The organism is Streptosporangium sp. G11, assembly GCF_051192615.1.
GTDB lineage: Bacteria > Actinomycetota > Actinomycetes > Streptosporangiales > Streptosporangiaceae > Streptosporangium.
Genome location: NZ_JBPJUQ010000016.1, coordinates 17,683 through 40,898, shown reverse-complemented (window position 1 = coordinate 40,898; position 23,216 = coordinate 17,683). Strand labels below are relative to the sequence as shown.

At 70.7% G+C, this 23,216-nt stretch carries 18 protein-coding genes; 9 read left to right on the top strand and 9 right to left on the bottom strand.

The genetic code is table 11. The features are described 5' to 3' along the window. The first annotated feature begins 42 nt into the window (after window positions 1–42). From ACSDR0_RS17755 to ACSDR0_RS17740, 4 genes are all read left to right on the top strand, one after another. The gene (locus ACSDR0_RS17755) at window positions 43–1,500 is read left to right on the top strand and encodes an aldehyde dehydrogenase family protein (protein WP_435289924.1); all 1,458 of its coding nucleotides are present in this window, start codon (window positions 43–45) and stop codon (window positions 1,498–1,500) included. 45 nt (window positions 1,501–1,545) lie between these two features. Next, window positions 1,546–2,760: a quaternary amine ABC transporter ATP-binding protein gene (locus tag ACSDR0_RS17750; protein WP_435289923.1), complete on the top strand. Its 1,215-nt coding sequence runs from the start codon at window positions 1,546–1,548 to the stop codon at window positions 2,758–2,760. After that, complete coding sequence (locus ACSDR0_RS17745; protein ID WP_435289922.1) at window positions 2,760–4,745, top strand: ABC transporter permease; 1,986 nt, start codon at window positions 2,760–2,762, stop codon at window positions 4,743–4,745. The genes ACSDR0_RS17750 and ACSDR0_RS17745 overlap by 1 nt, the downstream gene beginning before the upstream one ends. Before the next feature lie 99 nt (window positions 4,746–4,844). After that, complete coding sequence (locus tag ACSDR0_RS17740) at window positions 4,845–5,840, top strand: ABC transporter substrate-binding protein (protein ID WP_435289921.1); 996 nt, start codon at window positions 4,845–4,847, stop codon at window positions 5,838–5,840. A 97-nt stretch (window positions 5,841–5,937) separates the two neighbouring features. On the opposite strand, the gene ACSDR0_RS17735 is transcribed toward ACSDR0_RS17740, so the two are convergent. After that, window positions 5,938–6,162, bottom strand: a complete 225-nt coding sequence (locus tag ACSDR0_RS17735) for a hypothetical protein (protein WP_435289920.1) — start codon at window positions 6,160–6,162, stop codon at window positions 5,938–5,940. A gap of 597 nt (window positions 6,163–6,759) precedes the next feature. Between ACSDR0_RS17735 and ACSDR0_RS17730 the strand changes: the two genes are divergently transcribed. Both ACSDR0_RS17730 and ACSDR0_RS17725 read left to right on the top strand, forming a co-directional pair. Continuing rightward, window positions 6,760–7,434, top strand: coding sequence for a trypsin-like serine protease (locus tag ACSDR0_RS17730; RefSeq protein ID WP_435289919.1), 675 nt, complete (start codon window positions 6,760–6,762; stop codon window positions 7,432–7,434). A 535-nt stretch (window positions 7,435–7,969) separates the two neighbouring features. Continuing rightward, window positions 7,970–8,287 (top strand): hypothetical protein, encoded by a 318-nt coding sequence (locus ACSDR0_RS17725; protein WP_435289918.1) that lies wholly within the window; start codon window positions 7,970–7,972, stop codon window positions 8,285–8,287. 92 nt (window positions 8,288–8,379) lie between these two features. Here ACSDR0_RS17725 and ACSDR0_RS17720 read toward each other — a convergent pair whose 3' ends face one another. The 5 genes from ACSDR0_RS17720 to ACSDR0_RS17700 are packed head-to-tail and all read right to left on the bottom strand — an operon-like array spanning window position 8,380 to window position 14,788. Beyond that, a complete protein-coding gene (locus tag ACSDR0_RS17720) occupies window positions 8,380–9,699 on the bottom strand; it encodes an enolase C-terminal domain-like protein (protein ID WP_435289917.1) in 1,320 nt (439 codons plus the stop codon). Continuing rightward, window positions 9,696–11,591, bottom strand: coding sequence for a heparinase II/III domain-containing protein (locus tag ACSDR0_RS17715; protein WP_435289916.1), 1,896 nt, complete (start codon window positions 11,589–11,591; stop codon window positions 9,696–9,698). Before ACSDR0_RS17715 ends, ACSDR0_RS17720 begins: the two co-directional genes overlap by 4 nt. A gap of 4 nt (window positions 11,592–11,595) precedes the next feature. Continuing rightward, window positions 11,596–12,480 carry a carbohydrate ABC transporter permease gene (locus ACSDR0_RS17710; RefSeq protein WP_435289915.1) on the bottom strand — a complete coding sequence of 295 codons (885 nt, stop codon included), beginning with the start codon at window positions 12,478–12,480 and terminating at the stop codon, window positions 11,596–11,598. Next, window positions 12,477–13,421: a carbohydrate ABC transporter permease gene (locus tag ACSDR0_RS17705; RefSeq protein ID WP_435289914.1), complete on the bottom strand. Its 945-nt coding sequence runs from the start codon at window positions 13,419–13,421 to the stop codon at window positions 12,477–12,479. The genes ACSDR0_RS17710 and ACSDR0_RS17705 overlap by 4 nt, the downstream gene beginning before the upstream one ends. Further along, a complete protein-coding gene (locus ACSDR0_RS17700; protein ID WP_435289913.1) occupies window positions 13,421–14,788 on the bottom strand; it encodes an ABC transporter substrate-binding protein in 1,368 nt (455 codons plus the stop codon). The genes ACSDR0_RS17705 and ACSDR0_RS17700 overlap by 1 nt, the downstream gene beginning before the upstream one ends. Window positions 14,789–14,951: 163 nt before the next feature. On the opposite strand from ACSDR0_RS17700, the gene ACSDR0_RS17695 reads away from it, so the two are divergent. Beyond that, window positions 14,952–16,001, top strand: coding sequence for a hydroxyacid dehydrogenase (locus ACSDR0_RS17695; RefSeq protein ID WP_435289912.1), 1,050 nt, complete (start codon window positions 14,952–14,954; stop codon window positions 15,999–16,001). Window positions 16,002–16,035: 34 nt separating this feature from the next. Here ACSDR0_RS17695 and ACSDR0_RS17690 read toward each other — a convergent pair whose 3' ends face one another. From ACSDR0_RS17690 to ACSDR0_RS17680, 3 genes are all read right to left on the bottom strand, one after another. Continuing rightward, window positions 16,036–18,888: a glycoside hydrolase family 9 protein gene (locus ACSDR0_RS17690; RefSeq protein WP_435289911.1), complete on the bottom strand. Its 2,853-nt coding sequence runs from the start codon at window positions 18,886–18,888 to the stop codon at window positions 16,036–16,038. Between the two features lie 72 nt (window positions 18,889–18,960). After that, window positions 18,961–20,274, bottom strand: a complete 1,314-nt coding sequence (locus ACSDR0_RS17685; RefSeq protein WP_435289910.1) for a Gfo/Idh/MocA family protein — start codon at window positions 20,272–20,274, stop codon at window positions 18,961–18,963. Continuing rightward, on the bottom strand, window positions 20,271–21,011 hold the full coding sequence (locus ACSDR0_RS17680; protein ID WP_435289909.1) for a sugar phosphate isomerase/epimerase family protein: 741 nt from the start codon (window positions 21,009–21,011) through the stop codon (window positions 20,271–20,273). The genes ACSDR0_RS17685 and ACSDR0_RS17680 overlap by 4 nt, the downstream gene beginning before the upstream one ends. A 117-nt stretch (window positions 21,012–21,128) precedes the next feature. On the opposite strand from ACSDR0_RS17680, the gene ACSDR0_RS17675 reads away from it, so the two are divergent. Next, entirely contained in the window at window positions 21,129–22,208 is a 1,080-nt protein-coding gene (locus tag ACSDR0_RS17675) for a substrate-binding domain-containing protein (RefSeq protein ID WP_435289908.1), read from the top strand. Beyond that, window positions 22,201–23,169 carry an NAD-dependent epimerase/dehydratase family protein gene (locus ACSDR0_RS17670; protein ID WP_435289907.1) on the top strand — a complete coding sequence of 323 codons (969 nt, stop codon included), beginning with the start codon at window positions 22,201–22,203 and terminating at the stop codon, window positions 23,167–23,169. Before ACSDR0_RS17675 ends, ACSDR0_RS17670 begins: the two co-directional genes overlap by 8 nt. Window positions 23,170–23,216: the final 47 nt, after the last annotated feature.

The window sequence follows — 23,216 nt, the reverse complement described above, 5'->3', positions numbered from 1 at the left end:
CATACGCAACGGATCATGCGGTAGCCGGAAGGACGGCCGTTCGTGGCAGATCTCTACCTCGGTGGCACCTGGAGGGATCCCGTCGCGGGCGGCCACCGGGAGATCCGCTCACCGGCCGACGGCGGCCTCGTCGCGACCGTCTCGGAGGCCACCCGGGCCGACACCGAGATCGCGATCGCCGAGGCTCGCGCGGCCTTCGACGAGGGCACCTGGGCGTCCACCCCCGAACGCGAGCGCGGCGCGCTGCTGCTGAGGGTGGCCGACCTGCTCGAACGCGACGTCAAGAACGTGGCCAGGGCCGAGTCGCTCGACACCGGCAAGCGGCTCGTCGAGAGCGAGTACGACGTCGCCGACGTGGTGGCCTGCCTGCGCTACTTCGGCGGCATCGCCGGAACCGACGCGGGCCGCGTCATCGACACCGGCCGTGACGACGCGATCAGCCGCGTCGTCCACGAACCGGTCGGGGTGTGCGGCCTCATCACCCCGTGGAACTACCCGCTGCTGCAGGCCTCCTGGAAGGTCGCCCCCGCGCTGGTGGCGGGGAACACCTTCGTCCTCAAGCCCAGCGAGTTCACCCCGTCCACCGCGATCATGTTCATGCGCCTGCTGGAGGAGGCCGGGCTGCCCCCGGGCGTCGGCAACCTCGTGCTCGGGGCGGGCGCCGAGGCCGGCGCCCCGCTGGCCGAACACCCCGGCGTGGACATGGTGTCGTTCACCGGCGGCCTGGCGACCGGCCGTACGATCATGGCGTCCGCGGCGGCGACGGTGAAGAGGGTCGCGCTGGAGCTCGGCGGCAAGAACCCCAACATCGTCTTCGCCGACGCCGACGTCGAGACCGCCCTCGACTTCGCCCTCACCGCGGTGTTCCTCCACTCCGGACAGGTCTGCTCGGCCGGTGCCCGCCTGCTGGTCGAGGACTCCCTGCACGACACCTTCGTCGACGAACTCGTACGCCGCGCCTCCCGCATCCGCCTCGGCGGACCCTTCGACCCCGAGGCCGAGACCGGCCCGCTCATCTCCGCCGCGCACCTGGCCAAGGTCGAGGCGTACGTCGCGTCCGGCGTCGCGGAGGGCGCGGTGCTGCGCTGCGGAGGGGAGCGGCTTTTTGGCGAGGGCCACTTCTACCCGCCGACCGTCCTCGACGAGTGCCACCGGGGCATGCGTGTGGTCCGCGAGGAGTCCTTCGGGCCCGTCCTGACCGTCGAGCGCTTCGGCGACGAGGACGAGGCGGTCCGCCTCGGCAACGACACCGACTACGGCCTGGCCGGGGCGGTGTGGACGCAGGACGCGGGAAAGGCCCAGCGGGTCGCCGGGAGGCTCCGGCACGGCACCGTCTGGATCAACGACTACCACCCCTACGTCCCCCAGGCGGAGTGGGGCGGTTTCAAGCAGTCGGGGATCGGCCGCGAGCTGGGCCCGGCGGGCCTGGCCGAGTACCGAGAGACCAAGCACGTGTGGCAGAACGTCCGCCCCCGCCCGCAGCGGTGGTTTCGCAGCTGACGGACCAACCCCCGTCCCCAGACGACCCGTGAGGTGGTCACGACCATGACGTCACCGACCCAGCAGGTGCGGCCGGAAGCCGCCGCGCGGAGCGAGGACCGGGCCGTCCTCGACGTGCGAGGTCTCTGGAAGGTCTTCGGCCCGCGTCCGGACCGGATCGTCGGGACTCCCCTCGCGGAGCTCTCGCGGAGCGAGCTGAGGGCGAGAACGGGCTGCGTGACCGCCGTCCGCGACGTCTCCTTCACCGTGCGGCCCCAGGAGGTCTTCGTCGTCATGGGCCTGTCGGGCTCCGGCAAGTCCACCCTCGTACGCTGCCTGACGCGGCTCGTCGAGCCGACGGCCGGAGAGGTGCTGTTCGACGGCGAGGACATCCGCAAGGCGGGCGACAGGCAGCTGCGCGAGCTGCGCCGCCACCGCTTCGCCATGGTCTTCCAGAACTTCGGCCTGCTGCCGCACCGGCGGGTCCTGGACAACGTGGCCTACGGGCTGGAGATCCGCGGCACGGGCAAGCAGGCCCGCTACGAGCGGGCCAGGGAGATGGTCGAGCTCGTCGGCCTGTCGGGCTCCGAGGACTCCTACCCCGACCAGCTGTCAGGCGGCATGCAGCAGCGCGTCGGGCTGGCCAGGGCCCTCGCGGTGGACCCGGACGTGCTCTTCTTCGACGAGCCGTTCTCCGCGCTCGACCCGCTGATCAGGCGGGACATGCAGAACGAGGTCATCCGCCTGCACCGCGAGGTCGGCAAGACGATGATCTTCATCACGCACGACCTGAGCGAGGCGCTCAAGCTCGGCGACCGCATCCTCATCATGCGCGACGGCGAGCTCGTCCAGATGGGCACGCCGGACGAGGTCGTCGGGGCGCCCGTGGACGACTACGTGCGCGAGTTCGTCAAGGACGTGCCCCGCTCGAACGTGCTCACCACCCGCTGGATCATGCGCCCGCCCCGGCCGGACGAACCGCTGGACGGCCCGGAGGTCGGGCCGGACGTCGTCGTACGCGACGTCGTGCACACGGTCCTGCGCGCGACGCGCCCGGTCAAGGTCGTCGAGGGCGGCGAGCTGCTGGGGGTCGTCACCGCCGAGGAGGTCCTCGGCGTGCTCGCCGAGCCGTCTTCGGACAGCCTCTCCGGCGGGCTCGCCGGGTCCGCCAAGTCCGCCGAGCCGTCTTTGGGCAGTCCCTCCGCCGGTCCCGCCGGGCCGTCTTCGGGCAGATCCTCTGCCGAGCCCGCCGGACCCGTCAGAGCCGGGGAGCAGGGGTGATGGCCACCCAGGCCACCCCGGCCGGTGGCCTGCGGCGCCTGCCGGCCTGGCCCCGCCGCTACCTGCTGGCCGCCGTCGTCGCGGCATGGGTGCTGATCTGGGTGTTCGTCCAGGGCCGGGACACCTTCCAGCTCGGCGGCGCGGAACTGACCCCGCTGCACGTACGGATCAACGAGGCCGGCGAGGTCATCGACAACAGCAGGAACGACAACCCGTTCTTCCTGTACTTCATCAACTACATCCGGCTCTTCCTCGACGAGTCCGTCACGTTCGTCCAGGCGCTGATCAGCCAGCCGTCCTTCGGGCGCCCGCTGCCGGTCGTCGGCTGGCTGGGCGTGGTCGCCGTCGCCACGGCGATCGCGCTGCTGTGGGGCAACCTGCGGGTCGCCCTGCTGACCGCGATCGGCTTCGCCTCCTTCGGCCTGCTGGGCCTGTGGGAGGAGAGCATGGACACCCTCGCCCTCACCCTGGCCGCCGTCGTGCTCTCGCTGCTGATCGGCATCCCGCTCGGCGTCTGGGCCGGGGTGAACGACCGGTTCAACCGCCTGGTCACCCCGCTGCTCGACTTCATGCAGACGATGCCGACGTTCGTCTACCTCGCGCCGCTCACCCTGTTCTTCCTCATCGGCCCCGCGAGCGCCACCGTGGCGACCGTCATCTACGCCGTCCCGCCCGCGATCCGCATCACCGCGCACGGCATACGCGAGGTGCGGCCCGCGACCCTGGAGGCCAGCACCTCCCTCGGCGCGACCGCCTGGCAGTCGCTGAGGAAGGTACGGCTCCCGCTGGCCAAGCGGACCATCGTCGTCGGCGTCAACCAGACCATCATGGCCGCGCTGTGCATGGTCACCATCGCCGCGCTGATCGACGCCCCCGGCCTGGGTAAGACCGTCGTCAAGGCGCTGGAGACCCTCGACGTCGGCAACGCCTTCAACGCGGGCCTGGCCATCGTCGTCATGGCCATCGTGCTCGACCGGGTCACCTCCGCCGCGGGGCGCCGCGTCGAGACCCGGCACCGGGCCGGGCTCTCGCGCGGACCCGGCCGCCGCCGCGCGGAGATCGGCGCGGTCCTGGCGGTCACCGGCGTACTGGTCTACCTCTCCCACGTCTACGTGTGGGCCGCGGAGTTCCCGAGCGAGGCGAACCTGGGGCGGTACGTCCGCCAGGGGGTCGACGCGGCGACCCTGTGGGTGCAGGACAACCTCGCGGTCTACACCGGCGCGTTCAGGAACGCCGTCTCCTACGGCCTGCTCAACCCGTTCGAGGCGCTGCTCACCGACTCGCCGTGGTGGCTGGTCGGCGCCGTGCTGATCGCGTTCGCCGCGATCCTGGCGAATGCCAGGGTCGTGCTCGTCACCGCGGTCTGCGTCGCGCTGCTCGTCGCGCTCGGCCTGTGGCAGGACAGCATGGTGACGCTGGCCTCGACGCTCGTGGCCACCGTCCTGGTGATGATCCTCGGGGTGGTGCTCGGGGTCTGGATGGGGCGCAGCGACCGTGTCGACCAGCTGGTGCGGCCCGTTCTCGACGCCGGGCAGACCATGCCGCCGTTCGTCTACCTGGTGCCGATCCTCGGACTGTTCGGCGCCACCCGGATCACCGCGATCATCGCCGCGGTCGTCTACGCCGCCCCGGTGGCGGTCAAGCTCACCGCGGACGGCATCCGCGGCGTGGCCCCGAGCGCGGTGGAGGCCGCCACGGCCGCGGGTTCCAGCACCTGGCAGCTCATCACCAAGGTGCAGCTGCCGATGGCGCGCGGCGCGCTGACCCTCGCCGCGAGCCAGGGACTCATCTACGTGCTCGCCATGGTCGTCGTCGGCGGCCTGGTCGGCGCGGGCGCGCTCGGCTACGACGTGGTGGCGGGCTTCTCCCAGCTGCAACTGCGGGGTAAGGGGCTCACCGCGGGCGTGGCGATCGTCGTGCTCGGGATCATGCTGGAGCGCATCACCAGGACGGCGGCACGGCGGGCGGAGTCCGGGCACGACTGAACACGACGGACAGAGATCCCGTCACCGCCGGCGACGGGCAGACGGCCGCCACCGGCGGCCTCGTATGGACTCATATGGACTCGTATGGAGGAGGACCTGGTGACAGTTTCGAGGATCGGGCGACCACGGGCGGTGGCGCTCCTGGTCGCGACCGGCCTCCTCGTCTCCGCGTGCGGCGGGGCGAAGGTCGGCGAGAGTGACAGCGGGGCCGCCCCGGCGTCCTCCGGCGCGGACGGCAAGAAGGCCTGCGGCGCGGTCAACATCGCCATCAACCCGTGGGTCGGGTACGAGGCGACCGCGGCGGTCATCGCCCACGTGGCGGAGAAGGAGCTCGGCTGCTCGGTCACCAAGAAGGACCTCAAGGAGGAGGTCGCCTGGCAGGGCTTCGCCACCGGCGAGGTCGACGCGATCGTGGAGAACTGGGCCCACGACGACCTGAAGAAGAAGTACATCGAGGACCAGAAGGTCGCCGTCCTGGCGGGCCCGACGGGCAACAAGGGCGTCATCGGCTGGTACGTACCGCCGTGGATGGCCGAGAAGTACCCCGACATCACCGACTGGAAGAACCTCAACAAGTACGCCGACCTGTTCAAGACCTCCGAGTCGGGGGGCAAGGGCCAGCTGCTCGACGGCGACCCCTCCTTCGTGACCAACGACGCAGCCCTGGTGAAGAACCTGAAGCTGGACTACAAGGTCGTCTACGCGGGCAGCGAGGCGGCGCTCATCACCGGGTTCAGGCAGGCCGAGAAGCAGAAGACCCCGATGCTCGGCTACTTCTACGAGCCGCAGTGGTTCCTGTCGGAGGTCAAGCTCGTCAAGGTCAACCTGCCCGAGTACACCGAGGGCTGCGACGCCGACGCCGAGAAGGTGGCCTGCGACTACCCCCTCTACGACCTCGACAAGATCGTGAGCAAGAAGTTCGCCGACTCGGGCAGCCCGGCGTACGACCTGGTCAAGAACTTCACCTGGACGAACGAGGACCAGAACCTCGTGGCCAAGTACATCTCCGAGGACAAGATGACGGCCGAGGAGGCCGCGGAGAAGTGGGTCGGCGACAACCCCGACAAGGTGAAGGCCTGGCTTCCCACCTCCTGAGCGCCCGCCTCACAAGCCAGATGTCACTGGTTCGAACCCAGTAGTGCCCACCACCCAAAACGCCCCGTTCCTGATCTTCAGGACGGGGCGTGAGTGACTAACTCCCGAAGATGTCGTCCATGGCCTTTGCGCCCTGTATGAGCACCGGCCGGATCTGCTTCCGATAGACCGTCTCGGTGACCACCGTGTTCCGATGGCTGACGAGTCGTGAGATGTCCTCGATCGGGACGCCCGAGTCGGGACGGGCCGTGCAGATGATGAGGTCGGTGAAGGTGGCGTGCTCCCGGTGGTGGGTGAGCACGTCGACAGGGGATGATGGCACGCGAACGCGACACCTGTTCTTGATCGGCTGGCTTCGACAACCGTCGATCATCAGGGGTCGCGTTTGTCATCTCTCCATCGGGGTGTCCTCACCTGTCCACCCGGCCCAGGGGCGTGACCGTCTCACCAACCGAGAACGCATCAGCCTTGACCTCATACCGCAGTGACATGATCGCAGGCTGCCGCACAGGCGCCGGCCTCATCCCCGCCCCAGCATGACGCTATCGAGTGTTCGCCCCCCCCAGAAGTCACAGCCCTGAGATCAACCTGGACAGAACGTGGCCTAGGAAGTGGACACCTCGCTGATCTTTGATCAGAACGCCTGAAAGCGGGAGGCGCGACTGAGCCGTCCCCTGCTGGTTGAGGCACTCCATGCAAGACCAGGAAGGTCTCCCAGATGCGTTCGTGGTCACGTCCTGCCTTGATTGCCACCGCGGCCCGCCGCAGCTGCGTGATGGCCCGCCTGGGTCTACCTGGCTGTCCGGTAACGGCTCACCGACTCCGCCCGATCGCGCCGGATCAACACCCCATCCCCGTGTCCAAGAGGACAATAATGTTACGTCGCTTGAAAGTACTAACGTGCCTGCTCACGGCACTCATGGTCAGCAGCACTACGACAGCCCCGAATGCGAACGCCATCATCGGCGGCTCGACTGCCAGTCACCTCAGGGGCCAGGTGCAGTTCTGGATCGACGGAGAGCAGATGTGCAGTGGCACTCTGATTGGCGGCAACTGGGTCCTCACCGCCAAACATTGCATCACCAAATATGGAGCCACTATCCACAACAGCTCGATCTATGCGGGAAGCCGCCACTTGGGCGAGGGCCATCGAATGACCATCGCCGGCATCTACAAACATGCCACCCAGGACGCTGCCCTGCTGAACCTGTGGCAGAACGTCCCCAACTACGAGAACGTTGTCGTCGGTTACGGCCTGGGATCTCCGGGACTGACTGTCAACGTGGCGATCAGCGGCTGGGGGGTGACCACTTTGGGGTCCGAGGATTCGGCGCTTGAGCTTCAGATCGCCAGCATGCGAGTCAACCGGTTCTGGTACCACGATCCGATCATAGGATCGGGAAATACTGCCATTAGCTATGTTTATAACGGATCCGGAGTAACCGCCGCAGGAGACTCGGGCGGCGGAGTTTACATCGCCGGTCGCATATTCGCGGTCCACTGCACCGGCGATGGAATATCCACAGGAACTGGGGTGCTGACCCACAATATCGCCCCCTGGATCCAGTCCACCACCGGTATCAGTCCCTCCTGAGGCCCAAAGGCCTTTCCCTCAAGCCTTGGAGCCTGGCCGGCCTCGGCCGACCGGGCCCCATCCGGTTTCGGGTCGCTCTTGCGCGGTCGATGTGGCGAGCTTCGCGCGGCTCGGCGGAGTGTTCAGCAACATGTTTTTCACGAGCGGCCGGTGAAGAAAGGTGGGGGGCGGTGACCGAATGCCGCAGCTCCTGCCGCCAAACCGTGCCAGCGGCGACCCCGTCTTTCCCCTCAACCGCGATCTTGCAGTCCGCATTCGACTTGACCTGTTGCGCAGCGGGAGGCGAAAACGACCGGTTCGGGAGGGCTGATGGCACCGGTCTTGGCGAACACATGCCCGTACTTCACCGGGTCCAGGCAGTAGTGGTTCGGGGACGTGCCTAACCGCGTGTCCAGTGACGCGCCCCGGGCCGGGGCAGTCGGCGTGCAAGGCTGATGCGTTCTCGGTTGGTGAGACGGTCACGCCCCTGGGCCGGGTGGACAGGTGAGGACACCCCGATGGAGAGATGACAAACGCGACCCCTGATGATCGACGGTTGTCGAAGCCAGCCGATCAAGAACACCGGATCACCCTCTCGGAGATCGAGCAGGTTCGGAACGTACCCGGCATCGAGGCGAGGTTCGGAGACGAGCACATCGCGATGAGCGTCTTCCGCTTCGACTCCGAGATGCTCGTGACGCCGCACCTGGCCAAGCTCGTCGGCCACGACTCACCCATGATGCACCTGCGCCGTTACCAGGATGACGAGCTGTTCGACCGGTTCGGCTACCACGCTTCAGAGCTGTGGAGCAATGGGCGAGACGTCTGGGCGGAAGAGCCGCACAAGCCCGTGGAGAGCGCTAATTCTGGATGACTATCTAAATGGGTTTGATTTGCGTTGATGAGTATCACGAACTCCCGTCGTCGCGCGAATCAAGCCCTATGTCACAGCCGCCATACGGCGGGTCAGGGGGCTTCGAGTCCCCCGTCGGGCCTGCGCACCCGGGCGGACCACCGCTCGTGCATGTGCGTCGAGGGCGGATATCTCGCGGCCTGGACCTCGTCGAGCTCGATCCCCCATCCCGGCGCGTCCGCGGGATAGAGGTGGCCCCGCCGGATCACGGGTGTTCCGGGGAACACCTCGTGGACGGCGTCGCCGTACACGTGGCCCTCCTGGATCCCGAAGGCCGGGGTGGTCACGTCGAGCGCGATGTTGGCCGCCATGCCGACGGGGGAGACGTCGGCGGGGGAGTGCCAGGCGGTGCGCACCGCGGCGAACTCGCACAGGGCCACCAGCCTGCTCGCCGGGGTGAGCCCGCCGATCGCCGACAGGTGCAGCCGCAGCAGGTCCACCCCGCCGCCGAGGATCAGCCGCGCGGCCTCGGTGGCCGAGGTCAGCAGTTCGCCGGCCGCGATGGGCACCGGGGACGCGGCGCGGATCTCCGGCAGCCGGTCGAAGAACTCGGGCGCGACGACGTCCTCCAGGAAGAACAGCCGGTACGGCTCCAGCGCCCGCGCCAGCGTCACGGCCTGCTTGGGCGTGAGCCGGGAGTGGGCGTCGTGCAGCAGCTCCACCTCCTCGCCCAGCTCCTGCCTGGCCCGGCGGAACAGCTCCGGGGTGGTGCGCAGGTAGTGCTGGACGTCCCACCCGTCGGGATGGGGCGCGGCGGGGTACCCGCCCCCCGCGCGGGGCGTGCCGTAGGAGCCGAACCCGGGCTGTGCCGTCTGTAGCCGCACATGCGTGACACCCGTCTCCATGATGGCCCGGGCCTGGTCGAGGGTCTCCGGGATCGTGGCGCCCCCCGCGTGCAGGTACACCGGGGCGGCCGTGCGGACCCGCCCCCCGAGCAGCTCGTACACCGGCATGCCCGCGCGCTTGCCCGCGATGTCCCACAGCGCCATGTCCACGCCGGAGATGGCGTTGTTGCCGACCGGCCCGTCCCGCCAGTACGAGGAGAAGTGCAGCATGCGAAAGATGTCGGTGATATCCGCCGGATGCCGCCCGATCAGCAGGGGAGCGAGGTGGTGTTCGACGGTGCTCGCCACCGCGTGGAAACGCTGGGTGAACGTCGCGCAGCCCAGCCCGGACAGCCCCGGTTCCGAGGTGTCCACGCGCACCACCACGAGCGGCACGCCGCCGGGGGCGGTGACGACGGGCCGCACCGCGGTGATGCGCAGGCCGTCGCGGGCGGGCCAGGGACTCTGCGTCTCGGGCATCGGGACGCTCGGGGTGTTCGGGGTGTTCGGGCTGTTCGGGAGGCTCGGGGTGTTCGGGACGGAGGTCACGGGGCGGCTCCGGGTTTCATGACCAGGCGGGCGGTTCCCGACGCGCGGGGCGTCGTGGCGCGCAGGACGATCCGGTGCAGATGATCGCCCCACACGCCGGACAGTTCGGAGTCGTCGAGCGGCAGGCGCTCGACGTCGGCGGTGAACGCGGCCGGGTCGTAGCGGACGAGCAGCGGGCGCAGCCGTCCCGCGACGGACAGCAGGCCGGGCGAGGTGCCGACCTCACCGTGTGCCATGAGGCACAGCGCCAGTCTCGACGGGGGCCCGCGCAGCTCCCAGCGGTCCTCGACGATCACCGCCGGGTCGTCGCCCCGCCGGAGCCGCAGCGTGCGGCGCCACTCGCGGACGCCGGCATGCTCGGGCCAGGCGGGGGCCAGGTCGAGGGACAGCCCGGCCTGGTCGCCGGTCAGCGCGCAGGAGACGTCGCGGGCGCGGTGCCGCGGGCCCGCCGCCTGCATGACGCCGTCGATCTCGGGGAGGTTGTGGTAGGAGCTCTGCATGGTCCAGATGTCGTACCGGTCGGGACCGAAGGTCCGCGCGGTGTACTCGCCCACCCCCACGTCGACCAGCACCGGCCGGCCGTCCAGCGCGACGATGAACGACCCGACGTCGTTGTGGTTGTGGCTTTCCGCGTTGTGGCCGCCCTTGGCGGCGAGGAACAACCCGCCGGGTGATCCCCGCCGCTCCCTCGCGACCATCACCTGCACCGACGGCAGCCAGGCGTGCTCGACGTGGGGCGCCGCGGCCGGGGCCGCGTCACGCCACCCGGCGTCGAACAGGCCGGCCAGCGTCCGGCCGAGGCCGACCTCCTGGTGGACGACCGGCGGCCCGGTCCCGCGCCTCGCGCGGGCGTGCGCGACGGTGTCGCCGTCGCCGGTCAGCAGGCCGGCGCGGTGCGGGATGTCCAGCGCCGTCCGGCCGGGCAGGTGCGCCCCGCCGTCGGCGAAGTTGACGTACCAGTCGTCGCCGATGTGCATCCGGTGCAGGTAGGCGACGATCTCGCGGACGACGGGGACGGCGAACGCGTCGAGCAGGCCGCCGCTCGCCGAGCGCAGGGTCTCCAGGCTCTCGGCCAGGCACGCACCGGCACGCCACCAGTACGCCACGCCCTCCTCGCAGCCGCCGTCGGGTCCGTACGCGGCGACGAAGACGTCCAGCCCGCGGACCGCCTTGACGACCGCCTCCAGCATCGCCGACCGGCTCTCGGAGAGGAGGAGCGCGCAGATGAGGATGTTGGAGTGGATCCACGGGTTCCAGTTGTTGACCGGCCTGATCTCGTCGTCGTACCAGTGCCAGTGACGGGCGAGGTAGGGGGTCAGGAGCCGGTGGCGCACCTCCTCGCGAAGCCGCCGGCGCACCGCGGCGGAGGGCCCGTCCAGCGCGGCGCCCGCCACCAGGTCGGCCCAGGCGAGCAGGGTCGCGCTCTCGGCGGCGAACAGGTCGACGAAGGGCCGGCGCGGGTCGGGCAGCTCGCCCCCGTCCTCGCGGGCGAACTCCTCGTGCGCGGGCAGGCACCAGGTGCTCTCCTCGCACAGCAGCCAGATGCCGTCCCGCACCTCGTCAACCCACCGCTCGTCCCCTGTCACCCCGGCGGCCAGCACCGCGGTCGCGAGCCTGCGCCGGCGTTCGAAGTAGGGCCGCTCGAAGCCGAGGCGGTCACCCGTCCTGGCGTAGCCGGCGAACAGGCTCGCGGGCAGGGTGGGCCAGGGGACGGCGGCCGCGCGCCGGGCCTGCTCGGTCAGGCTCCGCCGGACGGCCGGCTCGACGTTCCCCCAGGCGGGGTCTCCCAGGGAGGGGACGGGACGCCACGTACCGGGGTCCGGCAGGTGGGCGGCCAGCCTCTGGGGCGACAGGACTGTTGCCAGCGGGCGGCCGGCTTCGGTGAAAGCCACGCGATCACCCCTTCAGCCCGGTGAAGCCGATCCCGCGCACGATGTGCCTCTGGAAGATCAGGAAGATCAGGAGCGGCGGGACCGTCGCGATGAGGAGTCCCGCCACGAGCAGGGCCGGGTCCGCGGCCTGTGCCAGGCGGGGCAGTGCCACCGCGATGGGCTGGGCCCGCGGATCCGTGATCGCGATCAGCGGCCACAGGAAGTCCTTCCAGGCGTTCATCACGGCGAACAGCGAGATGACGGCCAGGATCGGCGCGGACATGGGCAGCACGATCCTGCGGAAGACCGTCCAGGAGCCGGCCCCGTCCACCCGGGCGGCCTCGAAGAGCTCGCGCGGGATCGCGTCGAAGAACTGCTTGGCGAGCAGGATGTTGAAGGCGTGCGCCCCGGCGGGAAGCCACACCGCGAGCGGGGTGTTGGCGATGGACACGTTCAGGCCGGGCAGGTCGAGGATGGTCAGATAGAGCGCGACGAGCGTGACCGTGGCGGGCACGAACAGCGTGACGAGGAACGCGCCGTAGACGAACCTGCCGTACCACGGCCGTACCACCGACAGCGCGTATCCGGCGGTGGTGGCGACGACGAGCTGGGTCAGCCACGACCCCGCCACCAGCACGACCGTGTTGAACAGGTAGTGCCTGATCTCCAGGGTGGTCCAGGCCTCGGTGAAGTTCTCCCACCGGGCCTGGGACGGCCACAGGGTCAGGGGGTCGCCCAGGAGGTCGGCGGTCGAGGACACGGCCGCCTTGAAGGTCCACAGCAGGGGGCCGAGGCCGCCGAGCAGCAGGACCGCCAGGAGCAGCACGTGGGTGGCCCGCCATCCCGTCCCGGTGGCCGGCTTGCGCCAGTCGGCCTGTGAGAGCAGGCCGCGGCCGGGGGAGGGTGTCATCGGGAACCCCATCCTCTCGTCAGTCGCAGATAGATCGCCGAGACGCCGGCGAGCACGCAGGCGAGCAGGACGCTCAGCGCGGTCGCGGTGCCGTAGTCGCCGAACAGGAACGCGTAACGGTAGATCATCAGCAGCACGGTGACGGTCGCGTTCTCCGGCCCGCCGTCCGTCATGACGTACGGCTCGGTGAAGACCTGCAGGCAGCCGATGATCTGCAGCAGGAGCAGTACCAGGATCACGCCGCGAAGCTGCGGCAGCGTGATGTGCACGACGCGCCGGGCGACCGAGGCGCCATCGGTCTCGGCGGCCTCGTACAGCTCCCGGGGAACCCCGGCCAGCGCGGCCAGGTAGATCAGCACGGCCCCGCCCGCGCCCGCCCAGGTCGCCTCGATCACCAGGCTCGGCATCGCCCAGTCGGACGACTGCAGCCACGGGTAGGGGCCGAGGCCGACCAGTCCCAGGACGCCGTTGACCAGGCCGGAGTCCGGATCGTAGAACAGCTTCCACAGCAGGACCGACACCACGGGCGGCACGATGACCGGCAGGTAGACCAGGACCCGCGCCAGTGCCCCGAAGCGCCGCAGCTCGGAGATGAGCACGGCCAGCACCAGCGGCGCGGGCAGCCCGATCAGCAGCGACAGCACCGTGAACCACAGGGTGTTCAGCAGCGCGGTCGGCAGCAACGGGTCGGCGAACAGGACCTCGAAGTTGTGCAATCCCACCCAGACCGGCGGGTCGACCAGGTTGGTCTGCTGCAGGGAGAGCACCACGCTGCGGCCGATCGGCCACCAGGCGAAGAAGGCGAAGCACAGCAGCCCGGGGAGCAGGAACACCAGCCCGGCCAGGGCGCGCCGGTTGCGGTCGGAGCGGCCGGCCCGGCCGCCGGTCGCCTCGGCGGGCACGGCGCCGGCGGGGGGCGACGCGGTGGTGAGGACGGGCATCACTGCTGCTTCTGGAGGATGGCGTTCACCCGCGCCTCGGCGTCGGCCAGGAGCTTGGCCGGGTCGGCGTCCTGGCGGGTGAGGACCGCCTGGGCGACCGGGTCGAGGGCCGCGTATATCTCCTGGCTGGCGACCTGCGGCTCGGGGGTGAACGTGAAGGCGCTCAGCGACTTGACGTAACCGGCGAAGTTCTCCGCCGGCACGTTGGCGTGCGGGGTGATCGCCTCCCTGACCTTGTCCGCGGTGGCCTGGTCGAAGATCGGCAGGACCGGGACGCCGACCGGGGTGCCGTCGGCGGCGGCGGCCTTGGCGTTGGTGACCGCGGCCTCGGTGTCGAAGTTCGGCCGCAGGTAGCGGAACCGGATCCACTTGACGGCCGCGGCCCGCTGCTCGGGCGTGGCCTTGGCGTTGACCAGGTGGATCGTGCCGCCCACCAGCGTGGCCGACCCCGCGCCCTGGGGCATGGGACCGCCGCCGAAGTCCTCGGGCCTGCCGCCGTTGGTGACGTAGGTGGGATAGATGTCGGAGGGGGAGGTGACCCACATCCCCACCTTGCCCGCCGAGAACTGGGCGATCAGGTCCTCCTGCTTGCCCAGCACGTTGCCGCCCATCGAGTCGTCCTCCCAGCGCATCGCCCGCCAGCGGTCGAGGACCTGGCGGGCCGCGGTGTCGTTGAAGGAGGCCGCCCACTTCCCTGGCTGCGCCTCCTTGATCATCGATCCGCCCTCGCTGTAGGTGTAGGCCGTCAGGTGCCACCCGCCGCTGTTGTTGGTGGTGATCTCCCCGAAGCCCACCGCACCCGTCTTCTGGGAGATCTGCTTGGCGTACGCGCGCACCTCGTCCCAGGTCGCCGGGGGCTTGTCCGGGTCCAGCCCGGCCTTGGTGAACAGGGAGCGGTTGTAGGCCAGGCCGAGGGCGTACGCCTTCTCCGGCAGGCCGTACGTGACGCCGTCCCTGGTCAGGTAGGACATGATGTCGGGATTCAGCGCGCCGAACTCGGCGAGGGCCGTGGCCTCCTTCGTGATGTCGGCGACCTGCCGTCGCTCGATCAGCCCGGCCGGCTCGGTGAGCGGGACGCGCAGCACGGTCGGCGCGCTCCCCGCGGCGAGCATGGGGGCGAACGTCTTGACGTCCCAGGGCAGGTCGGAGCCCGTGATCTTGATGTCCGGGTTGGCCTTCTCGAAGGCCGCCACCTGGTCCTTGAAGAGCTTGAGCGCCTTGGCGTTGGTCGCGGCCGGCATCCCCATGACGGTGATGGCGGTCGCGCCGCCCGCCTGGGGGGCGTCGTCCTGGGCGCAGCCCGCCGTGCTCACCGCGAGAGCGAGTAGGAGAGCGCCGGCGTTCAACCTGCGGAACTGGGATTTCATCCTGTACCTCCATGAGCGGAAGCGCGCCGCCCGGGACCGACGATGACATCGGTGTGACGCCGGGGTGCCCATCCGGTTACGTCCTGGCAATATTGGTCGCGCATCACACAAAAGACAAGACCTATGAAACATAAGTTTCTAAGTTGTATATTTTGTGTCGCAAGTGCTCAGTTCCTTGACCTGGCAGGAGCCCATCGCAGTGACCCAGCGGCCCGAAGCGCTCATCGTCATGGCGCCGGAGACCTATCGGCAGTTGTTCGACGACGCGCGCCGCGAGCGCCTCGCGCGCCTGGCCAGGGCGGGCACGCCGCTGTGGGCGACGGAGCTGAGGTCGGCGGCCGTGCGGGAGCGGCTGGCCGAGGTGGAGGTTCTCATCACCGGATGGGGGTGCCCCCCGCTGACGGCCGAGGTGCTGGCCGGCGCTCCGCGGCTGAGAGCGGTCTTCCACGCGGCCGGCACCGTGAAGGAGCACATCACCGGCGCCTGCTGGGAGCGCGGGCTCGTCGTGACGTCGGCGGCCAGGGCCAACGCGATCCCCGTCGCGGAGTACACGCTGGCCGCGATCCTGATGGCAGGCAAGCGGGCGCACCGGTTCGCGGCCGCCTACCGCCGCAGCCCGGGGACCTGGGAGCCCTGGCGCGACGCCGTGCCCGATCCCTCCAACTACCGGCGTACGGTCGGCGTCGTCGGCCTGTCCAACGTGGGCCGCAGGGTGGCCGCGCTGCTGCGCCCCTTCGACGTCACCGTGCTCGGGGCCGATCCGCACGCCTCCGCCGCCGGCGCCGCCGCGCTCGGCGTGTCGCTGGTGGACCTCGACACCCTGCTCCGCCGCAGCGACACGGTGACCCTGCACGCGCCGCAGCTCCCGGAGACGCGGCACCTGCTGGACCGGCGGCGGCTCGCCCTGCTGCGCGACGGCGCCGTCGTGATCAACACCGCCAGGGGCGGTCTGGTGGACACCGCGGCCCTCACCGAGGAGTGCGCCGCGGGGCGGCTGGACGCCGTCCTGGACGTCACCGACCCCGAGCCGCTTCCCGCGGGCTCGCCGCTCTACACGCTGCCCAACGTCGTGCTCACCCCGCACATCGCCGGGGCGCTGGGCTCTGAGACGTACCGGCTGGCCGACGCGGCGCTGGACGAGCTGGCGTGCTTCGCGGAGGGCAGGGCGCCGCTGCACGCGGTGGACGGCGCCGACCTGCCGAAGATCGCCTGAGCGCCCGGCGGGCGGTGACCCGCCGGGCGGCGGGTCAGTTCACGGTGGGGCCGGCCTGCGTGGCCGTCCTCACCAGCGGCGAGGTCGTGTCGGTGGTCCGGACGTGGTGGGAGTGCGCCCCCTTGGGCAGCCAGACCTTCAGGCGATAGGCCTTGCCGTCGGTGTAGGTGGTGTCGGACGGGGTGATCTCGGTCATCCTGCGGACGACGCCGTCGAGGACCAGGTCGACGGAGAACGGCGGCCTGCCGTCGGCGTCGGTGTAGGTGGCGGTGAAGGTGAACGCCGTCGTGGCCGTGCCCGTCGCGGGGCTGAGGGCCACGCCGCTCAGGACCGGCGCGGTGCCCTCGGGCTTGCCGGTGAAGGAGACGCCGTCGACGTGCACCTCTCCGTCGGCGTCGGCGGTCTGCTGCAGCCAGATCTCCATCTTGACCTTGGACTTGTCCAGCAGCGGGAACGCGTTCAGGTCGAAGTCGTAGGTCGTCCAGGTGCTCGGCACGGTCAGCGCCGCCGCGCCCGAGACCCGGTAGCCCCTCGTGCCGTCGTTGAGCGCGACCCACATCCGCGCCCCCGGCGACGGGCTCTTCATCACGACGGTGAGATAGCGGTAGCCGGAGGCGTCCACGCTGTGGTGCCAGGGCTGGAACTTCGCCTGCGAGGAGGCCGAGGCCGGGTTCTGGAAGAACCGCCCTGCGGTGCGCCCGTCGATGGTCTGCCGGGTGTAGATCCCGATGCCCGCCTGGTTGTTCCACCAGTTGACCCACGCCATGTTCTGCGAGCCGAAGACCCCTCCGCCGCCGAAGTCGTCGTAGAGCAGCGGCGTCTGCGGGGTCGGCGGCGGGGGCGCCACCGTGAGGTGGGTGGAGGAGTAGGTGTGCGAGCCGTTCGTCTGCACCCCGCGCACGTCGACCCGCCGGCTGGTGTACGGCGTGACGCCGTCGACGTTGACCGTGCCGGTGTGGACGCCGTTCACCAGGGGCATGGGCGTGTGCTCGGGCCCGAGGTCCGCGCCGCTCAGCGCGGCGGCCGGCTGGGCGAAAACCGTGACGTCGCCGGTGACGAGGTCGCCGATGACCGGGGAGGTGACGGGCAGCCTGACGGGGGCCCGCGCGGCGGTGCTCGGGTCGCCGTTCGACCTGATCAAACCCATGATCGTGTACAGCAGCCCGGCCTGGATGCTGATGCTGTACTCGTTGTAGCGCCACTGCTGCGCGCTGTCCTGCCACATCGGCCGGTCCTCGTACCACGGGCTCGCGCTTTTCGGGTCCTGCGGATCCCTGGCGTTGGGCCCGCTCACCATCGCCCCCGGGACCACCACGCCGGTGCCGGTCTGGTCGTCGGCCTCGGCGTCCAGCCTGGTGTGCAGGAACTTCACGTGCCTGGCCCCGACGCCGGACACCCAGCTGGTGTTCCACGGGTTGGCGCCGAACACCCAGTACGTGCCCTTGAGCACCGCCCGCAGCACCCGCTGGTCCCCGAACAGCTCGTAGTAGCGCATCATGTCGCCGAGGTAGGAGACGTGCGGCTCGTTCACGCCGAAGTTCTTGAACTGGTTGAGCACGCCGTACGGCGTGTCGTCGGCCATCGACAGGAAGAACTCGACCTGCCTCGTCAGCAAATCCTTGATCTTCTGCTTGGTCGCCGCGTCCGCCACCGGGTGGAACTCGGCCATCGACAGCGGCCGCAGGTCCCAGTAGTTGGTCGAGGCCAGGTCCTCGAAGGTGAGCGCGCCGATCTTGGCGGTGGCGGCCTGGCCGTACGACGCCTCCCCGGTGAGCAGGAACAGCTCGACCTCCGCGAAGAGCATCGAGTTGGGCAGCCCGCCGCGCGTGGAGTAGGAGCCGATCGGGGCGTCGGGGTGGGCGGCGGCGTAGTCGTGGAAGGTCCTGGCCGTCTCCTCGCAGAGCTGGGCGAACGCCTGGAAGTCCGCGGCCCTGCCCGCGGCGATGGTTCCTGTCCCCAGGGCGCCCCTGATGGCCCGCGCGGTGGCGGCGAGCGCGCCGGCGGCCTTGGCGGAACCGCCCACGCCGAGCCCGCTGATCCTGCGGTCGTCGGAGGTGCCGGATATGTTGTCGGTCTGCGTCTCCGGGGGGTCGAAGGTGCCGTTGCCCCGCACGTCGTACATCGCGCCGTCGGCGACGGCGGCCATCCTCACCAGGTACTCCGCGCCGAACCTGGCCTCGTCCAGCAGGTCGGGCACGCCGTTGCCGTCGTTGTCGAACCGTACCGGCGCCGCGCTCTGGTTGCGGAGGTAGGCCAGGGCGATCTCGCCGCCGACCCACTGGTTGCCGCCGTACTTGCCGTAGTCCCCGGCGTCGTACCACCCGCCGGTCAGGTCGTGGTGGCCGGTGCCGTTCTCGGAGGCCGCGTCGTCGAGGTGCCCGGCCCCGTGGAACACCTTGGGGGAGGGCGCCACGCTGCTGTAGCCGGGAGGGTAGACCGCGGAGGTGGCCACCGAGGCGCGCTGGATCCGGTAGAACGCCGTCATCTCGTCCTTGTAGCCGTCCCAGACGTCGTCCGCGACGTTGAACGGCGGCGACGAGACGCCGTTGACCCGGAGGGTGTAACCGGTGCCGAGCTGGGTGAGGGCGGTCAGCTCCACGCTGTAGACCCGCCTGCCCCACACGACGCCGTGGTCGGCCAGGACGCAGCCCGGCAGGACCACGGCGCCGTCGCGCACGACCTCGCAGGTCCACGGTGAGAGCTTGTCGGTGGCCACGACGTAACCGGCCTTGTAGGAGCCGGAACTGTAGCCGGCCTGGCTGACGGCGACCTGTTCGACCGTCCCGGCGGCCTGGGCCGGGAGGGCGGGCAGAAGGGCGGCCACCAGGGCGATGACCGCGATCGGCACCAGGCGCCGGAGTGATCGAGCGTGTGGGGGGAGGGACATTTTGGGCTCACGCTCCTTCCATCTGGCTCATGTTCATACACACGAAACCAGATGGCAAGAAGTGTGAAATATTTAGATAGTCATCTTTGCTTTTTGTTCCATCGATGTCGCGACCCGCGGATCCCACCCCTCCGGGAGCAGGTCCGGCCGCGGGCACGTGGAGGCGACGTCGACGAACTCGCCGCGCTCGGCGGACTCGCCGATCGAGATCATGACGTCCAGGACGTGCAGCCCCAGCTCGCCGCTCGCCCGGTGCGGGCGGCCCCGCCTGATGGCGACCGCCATCTCGGCGACGCCGACGCCGCGCCCGGTGACCGTCTCGGGCACCGGCAGCGTGTCCCACTCGGTCTCGCCCGCCCCGCGCAGCCGGAGCGGGCCGCCGAAACCGTTCGGGTTCGGCCCGGCGACGGTGGCCTCGGCGCAGGTGAACTCCAGGAAGTCCTGACGGCCGAGCGGCGAGTCGAAGCTGAAGATCGTGGTGGCGATCGCGCCGGAGGCGAACTCCAGCAGGGCGGTCACGTGCGTGGCGACCTCCACGGGGAAACTCGTGCCCGCGCGCGGCCCCGCGCCGATGACCCGCCGGTCGAGCGACCTGCCCGACATCGCCGTGACGCGGGCCACCGGCCCCAGCGCGGCGACCAGGGCCGTCAGATAGTACGGCCCCATGTCGAACAGCGGCCCGCCCCCCGGACGGAAGAAGAACTCCGGATCGTGGTGCCAGCGCTGCGGCCCCGGCCCCTGCATCAGGGCCACCGCCGAGAGCGGCCGGCCCGCGCCGCCCTCCGCGAGCAGCCGGAGCATCGCCTGCAGGCCCGCGCCCAGGAAGGTGTCGGGCGCGCTTCCCACGCGTACGCCCGCCCGATCGGCCGCCGCCAGCAGCCGCCGCGCGGACTCGCGGTCGAGCGTGAGCGGCTTCTCGTTGTAGACGTGCCGGCCCGCGGCGACCGCGGCCTCGGCGATCTCGGCGTGCGCGGCCGGGATCGTCAGGTTGACCACCAGCTCGACCCCGGGCAGTTCCAGCACCTCCCGCGGGCCGCAGGCGTGCGCGAGACCGTACTCGGCCGCGGCGGCCTCGGCCCTGGCGGGGTCGAGGTCGGCGCACGCCACCACGCGCACGGCGGGGAAGGTCGCGAGGTTGCGCAGGTACTGCCCGCTGATGACGCCGCAGCCCACCACGGCCACGCCCACCGGCCCCTCACCCGGCGTGCCGCTCACGCCGTTCACGCCGCCCACGCCGTCCTTGCTGCTCGTGTCGCCGGCGTCGCTGATGTCGCCTGTGCCGCCGGCGTTGTCGACGTCGCCTGTGTCACTGGTGTTGCTCATGCCGTTCACGCCGCCGGCGTCGCTCGTGCCGCTCGTGCCGCTCGTGCCGCTCGTGCCGCTCATGCCGCGAGTCCGGCGAGGTAGCGGTGCGACCGTGCCAGCGCGTCCAGCATGTCGCCGTCGCAGCGGTCGAGCTCCACGATCCGCCACGCCCCCGGGGGCGCGGCCGCCAGGATGGCGGGGATCGGCAGGGTGCCCGAGCCGACCGCGGTCATGGGCGCGTCGACCGTGCCGGGCCCGTCCTTGACGTGCAGGTGGGAGACCCGCTTTCCCAGCCGTGCGAGCAGCTCCGGCACGTCGGCCCCGCCCACGGCGGCCCAGTAGACGTCGACCTCCAGCAGCACCTCTGCCTCCAGCAGGTCCGTGAACAGCTCGAACGCGGGGCGCCCCGCCACGACCTGGGTGAGCTCCCAGTGGTGGTTGTGGTAGCCGAGTCTCAGCCCCGCGGTGGCCGCCCAGCTCGCCGCCTCGTTGACGCGGCGGGCGCTTTCCTTGACGCTCGCCCGGTCGGCGAACCCCTCCGGCATGATCGCCGGAATGATGACGGTGTCCGTGCCGATCACCTCCGCGGCGGCGGCCACCGCGTCCCTGCGCTCGTCGAGCAGCGGGCCGTGCAGGGAGGACGCGGTGAGCCCGGCGGCGGCCAGCGCGTCGCGGAACGCGTGCGGGTCGTCGCCGACGAGGCCCGCGGTGGGCTCCACGGCGCGGAAGCCGATCTCGGCGATCGACCGCAGGGTCGTGTCCGGCCGCGTGGCGATCTCGGCGCGGAGGGAGTAAAGCTGTAGAGCGGGAACAGGCACGAACACCCCTTATAACTTTACATTTTGGCGCATTTATGTTACGAATACTTTTCGTTAGTGGTCAATAGTTTCAAACAAGATGAGTGATTCCACGCCTCGGCGACAGGGGGTTCACAGGTGCTGAGTGCTGAGCGAAGATCGCGGATTCTGGAGTCCGCGCAACGTGAGGGAGCCGTCCGCGTCTCCCAGCTGGTCGGCGAGCTGGGCGTCTCGCACGTCACGGTCCGGCGCGACCTGGAGGCCCTGATCTACGACGGCGTCCTGGAGAAGGTTCGCGGCGGGGCGATGCTCAAGCACGCCGCCGAGTCCGCGCCCCCGGGCCAGGGGGCGGGCGTGGCGGCACCCCACCGCACGCTGGGCGTGCTGATACCGGCCGCGTACTACTTCCGCCGCGTGGTCGACGGCATCCGGTCGGTCACCGCGGGCACGGGCGGTGACATCCGCCTCCTGTTGTCGAACTACGACCAGGCCGAGGAGCCGAAGCTGGTGGCCGAGCTGGTCGCCACCGGATGCGCCGGGCTCCTGCTGGCCCCTTCGGTGGGCGGGGACGACCCCGACGCCCTGGCGTACCTCGACGACGTGCCCGTCCCCGTCGTGCTCATCGAGCGCGCCGCGCCCGGTGAGGAGCTGGGACGGCTGTCCACGGTGCGGTCGGCGCACGAACGGGGGGTCACCAGCGCCATGCGCCACCTGCGCGAACTCGGGCACACGCGGGTCGCGCTGATCAGCCGGGGCGACTCCCAGAGCGCCGTCTTCGTCCGCCGCGGCTGGATCGACGCCATCGCCAGATACGGCATGGACGCCGACGTGCCCAACATCACCGGCGAGAGGCTGGGCACCGGCCCGGCCTGGGAGACGGGCGGCCCGGCGGCCGTGCTGGAGGAGCTGACCTCCGCGGGGGTGACCGCCCTGCTGTGCCACGGCGACGAGGACGCCCTGGTCCTGCTGCAGCACGCGCGCACCCACGGCGTCTCGATCCCGGGGGACCTGTCGCTGGTGGCCTACGACGACGAGCTGGCCAGTCTGGCCGATCCCCCGCTGACGGCGGTCGCCCCCGGCAAGGAACAGGTGGGAGTCGTCGCGACACGGCTGCTGTCCGACCTGATCGAGGGGCGGCTGGGCGAGACGCCCGTGCACATCCAGATCGAGCCCCGGCTCCACATCCGCCAGACCACCGCGCGGGCCCGCAATGCCTGACCGGGTGCTGGTCACCGGCGCGGCGGGCCACGTCGGGCGCGCGGTCCTCGACCTTCTCGCCCGGGAGAACGTGGCCGTGACCGCCCTCGTGCTGCCGCCCGGCGGAGCATCGGGCGCCGGATCTCCGGGGGACGGAGCGCGGGGCGGTGGATCGTCAGGGGGTGCAGGGGGCACGGGAGGCACAGGGGGCGCACCGCCGGACGATCACGTCATCGACGAGCTCCCCGCCGACCGGGTCGTGGTCGGTGACGCCCGCGACCCGGCCGCGGTGGCCGAGGCCATGAAGGGCGCCGACGGCGTCATCCATCTCGCCGCGCTGCCCTCGCCCCGGCTGGGCACGCCGGAGGACGTCTTCACCGGCAACGCGCGGGCGACCTTCGTCGTGCTGGAGGAGGCGGGCCGCCGGGGGGTGCGCAACGCGGTGATCGCCAGCAGTTACGCGATCGGCGGGCTGCCGTTCGCGGTGCGGCCGATGTCGCCGCCGTACCTCCCGGTCGACGTCGCCACGCCGTTGAGGATCACCGATCCGTACGCGCTGTCCAAACAGGCGGACGAGGCCACCGCGGCGATGATGGCCCTGCGCCACCGGATGACCACGGTCGCCCTGCGGCTTCCCTACGTCGGCGACGCGGCGCACAGGCTGCCGGCGATGGCGGCCAGGTACGCCCGCACCCCGGAGGTGGGCGCGGCCGACATGTGGAGCTACCTCGACATCCGCGACGCCGCCCGAGCCCTCCTCCTGTCGCTGTCCGTCGCCGTCCCCGGCTCCCACGTGCTGTACGTCGCCGCGCCGGAGACCCTCACCTCCCTGCCCACCGAGCGCCTCCTCGACCTCTACCACCCGGAGGTTCCCCGGCGGCGGCGCTTTCCCGGGCGTACCGTGCCGATCGACCTCGAACCCGCGTCGGCCCTGCTCGGTTTCACGGCGCGGCACATCCACCCGGTACCCGCCGAGGACTGACCGCCGGCCGGGGACGCCGACGTCTCCGGCGGGCCGCTACCGGCCCG

What these genes read in the sequence shown, in the direction of transcription:
- ACSDR0_RS17700 (WP_435289913.1), bottom strand. Translation starts at nt 14,788, where the DNA reads ATGAAATCCCAGTTCCGCAGGTTGAACGCCGGCGCTCTCCTACTCGCT.
- ACSDR0_RS17705 (WP_435289914.1), bottom strand. Translation starts at nt 13,421, where the DNA reads ATGCCCGTCCTCACCACCGCGTCGCCCCCCGCCGGCGCCGTGCCCGCC.
- ACSDR0_RS17710 (WP_435289915.1), bottom strand. Translation starts at nt 12,480, where the DNA reads ATGACACCCTCCCCCGGCCGCGGCCTGCTCTCACAGGCCGACTGGCGC.
- ACSDR0_RS17745 (WP_435289922.1), top strand. Translation starts at nt 2,760, where the DNA reads ATGGCCACCCAGGCCACCCCGGCCGGTGGCCTGCGGCGCCTGCCGGCC.
- ACSDR0_RS17685 (WP_435289910.1), bottom strand. Translation starts at nt 20,274, where the DNA reads ATGAGCGGCACGAGCGGCACGAGCGGCACGAGCGGCACGAGCGACGCC.
- ACSDR0_RS17670 (WP_435289907.1), top strand. Translation starts at nt 22,201, where the DNA reads ATGCCTGACCGGGTGCTGGTCACCGGCGCGGCGGGCCACGTCGGGCGC.
- ACSDR0_RS17730 (WP_435289919.1), top strand. Translation starts at nt 6,760, where the DNA reads ATGGTCAGCAGCACTACGACAGCCCCGAATGCGAACGCCATCATCGGC.
- ACSDR0_RS17690 (WP_435289911.1), bottom strand. Translation starts at nt 18,888, where the DNA reads ATGTCCCTCCCCCCACACGCTCGATCACTCCGGCGCCTGGTGCCGATC.
- ACSDR0_RS17750 (WP_435289923.1), top strand. Translation starts at nt 1,546, where the DNA reads ATGACGTCACCGACCCAGCAGGTGCGGCCGGAAGCCGCCGCGCGGAGC.